Below are 2,491 nucleotides of genomic sequence, written 5' to 3' on the forward strand. Positions count from 1 at the left end.
CTCGCCGGCGTCCCCGGCGGCGAGCGGCCGACCGTCGCGAGCCTCCGCCTGCCCGAGCCGGCGCCGGCGGACGACGCCGCGGTCCTCTTCACCTCCGGGTCGACCGGTCCCGCCAAGGGCGCCGTCTACACCCACGACCGGCTCGCCGGGGTGCGCGACGCCGTCGCCGCGGCCTACGAGGTCGACCACGGCACCGCGCTCGTCGCGGCCTTCGCCCCCTTCGCCCTGCTCGGCCCCGCCCTCGGGGCCGTCTCCGCGAGTCCGGCCATGGACGTCACCGCGCCGGCCTCGCTCACGGCGACGGCGCTCGCCGACGCCGTCGCCGCCGTCGGCGCCACGGTCGTCTTCGCCTCCCCCGCCGCGCTCGCCGGGGTGGTGGCCACGAGCGGGCGCCTCGACGCGCGCGGGCGCACCGCGCTGGGCGGCGTGCGCCGCCTGTTGTCGGCCGGGGCGCCCGTGCCCGTCCCCCTGCTGCGGCAGGTCGCCGCCCTCGTGCCGGGGGCGTTGCTGCACACCCCCTACGGCATGACCGAGGGCCTGCCCATGACGGACGTGGGCCTCGCCGACCTCGAGGCCGCCGGCCCGGGCGGAGAGGCGGGCGGGGGTGTCGCCGACGGCGTCCTCGTCGGCGCTCCCCTCGACGGGGTGGAGGTCGCCGTCGCGCCGCTCGACGCCGACGGGACGCCGACCGACCGCCTCGTCCGCACGCCCGGCACGACCGGCGAGGTCCTGCTGCGCGCCGGCCACACCAAGGCGCGCTACGACCAGCTCTGGGCCACCGAGGACGCGAGCCGCCTCGTCGACGCGGGCGGCGCCGTCTGGCACCGCACCGGCGACGTCGGGACGCTCGAGGCGGACGGGCGACCGCACGGGGCGGGGGACCCGGCAGGAGACGAGGAGAGGGGCGTGCGGCTGCGCGTCCAGGGCCGCACCGCCCACCTCGTGCGCACCTCCGCCGGCGTCGTGACCCCCGTGGGCGTCGAGCTCGCGGCGGCGTCGGTCCCCGCCGTCACCCGGGCCGCGGCGGTGGGCGTGGGTCCCGCGGGCACGCAGGCCCTCGTCGTCGTCGTCGAGACCGAGCCGCCGACGCGTCGCGCCGGCGGGGCCGCACCCGACCTCGCCGCCGCCGTGCGCCGGGCGGCCGCCGGGCTGCCCGGGGCGCCCGCCGTCGCGGCCGTGCTCGTCGTCCCCCGTCTGCCCGTGGACGTCCGGCACGAGTCGAAGGTCGACCGCACGCTCGTCGCCGCGTGGGCCGCCGACCGGCTCGCGGGGCGCCCCGTCGCGCCGCCGTGGTCCCGCGCCGGGCGGCTGCGCGCCGTGCTCGGAGCACGGCGGCCGCGCCGGTGAGCGGCGGCCTCGTCGTCGTCACCGGCGCCAGCGGGATGCTGGGGCGCGCCGTCGCGCGCACCCTCGCCGACGCCGGCCACCCGGTCCGGACGCTGCAGCGCAGCCCCAGCGGGCTGGCCGGGCACCGCTCGCCCGCCGGTGGCGCCGTCGAGGACGTCGCGGTCGACCTCGCCGCCCCCGGAGCGGCGCCGGCCCTGCGCGCGGCCCTGGAGGGCGCCGAGGCCGTCGTCCACCTCGCCGCGAAGGTCTCCGTCTCCGGCCCGTGGGCGGACTACCGGCGCACCAACGTCGAGGGCACCCGGCGGCTGCTGGCCGCGGCGCGCACCGCGGGGGTCCGCCGCTTCGTGCAGGTCTCCTCGCCGTCCGTGGCCCACGCGGGCGAGCCGCTCGTCGGCGCCCCCGCCGGTCCGGCCGACCCGGGCGCCGCGCGGGGCCGCTACGCCCGCAGCAAGGCGATGGCCGAGCGGGAGGCCCTGGCGGCCGACGGCCCGGACCTCGCCGTCGTGGCCGTGCGCCCGCACCTCGTCTGGGGGCCGGGTGACACCCAGCTCGTCGCCCGCGTCGTCGCGCGCTCGCGGGCGGGCCGCCTCCCCCTCCTCGACGGCGGGACGGCCCTCGTCGACTCGACGTACGTCGACGACGCGGCCGACGCGCTCGTGGCGGCCGCCGCCCGCGCCGACGACCCGGAGGTGCACGGGCGGGCCCTCGTCGTCAGCAGCGGTGAGCCGCGCACGGTCGGCGAGCTCCTCGCCTCCCTGTGCGCCGCGCACGGAGCCCCGCCGCCGGCGCGGTCCGTGCCCGCCGGGCTCGCGCGGGCCGCCGGCGGGCTGGTCGAGGCCGTCTGGGCGGTGCGCCCGGGGCTCGGCGGGGACGACGAGCCGCCGATGACACGCTTCCTCGCGGAGCAGCTGTCGACGGCGCACTGGTTCGACCAGCGCGAGACGCGCCGGCTCCTGCGCTGGAGCCCGCGCGTGGGCCTCGACGAGGGCTTCGCCCGGCTCGCCGCCGCGGCGTGCTGACGCCGACGGCCGCCACGAGCAGCCCCAGCTGGCTCACCGTCGAGTACGCCAGGACGCCCTTGAGGTCGTGCTCGCGCAGCGCGAGCACCGCCCCGACGAGCGCGGTGGTGAGGCCGAGGGAGACG

At 80.9% G+C, this 2,491-nt stretch carries 2 protein-coding genes and 1 pseudogene; 2 read left to right on the forward strand and 1 reads right to left on the reverse strand.

From position 1 onward, the window contains the following. Both HLB09_RS15710 and HLB09_RS15715 read left to right on the forward strand, forming a co-directional pair. On the forward strand, positions 1-1,347 hold a 1,347-nt coding region (locus HLB09_RS15710), incomplete at its 5' end, for an AMP-binding protein (RefSeq protein ID WP_171204260.1). A 35-nt stretch (positions 1,348-1,382) separates the two neighbouring features. Further along, complete coding sequence (locus HLB09_RS15715) at positions 1,383-2,366, forward strand: NAD-dependent epimerase/dehydratase family protein (protein ID WP_171204261.1); 984 nt, start codon at positions 1,383-1,385, stop codon at positions 2,364-2,366. Here HLB09_RS15715 and HLB09_RS20465 read toward each other — a convergent pair. Then, positions 2,356-2,491: pseudogene (locus tag HLB09_RS20465) on the reverse strand (proton-conducting transporter transmembrane domain-containing protein); the annotation flags it as partial. The gene HLB09_RS15715 and the pseudogene HLB09_RS20465 overlap by 11 nt on opposite strands.

Origin of the sequence: Pseudokineococcus marinus, assembly GCF_013004605.1 — a bacterium.
Classification (GTDB): Bacteria; Actinomycetota; Actinomycetes; order Actinomycetales; family Quadrisphaeraceae; genus Pseudokineococcus; species Pseudokineococcus marinus.

Bases quoted from the DNA above. Each gene is read 5' to 3' on its own strand.
- HLB09_RS15715 (WP_171204261.1), top strand. From the start codon at position 1,383: ATGCTGGGGCGCGCCGTCGCGCGCACCCTCGCCGACGCCGGCCACCCG.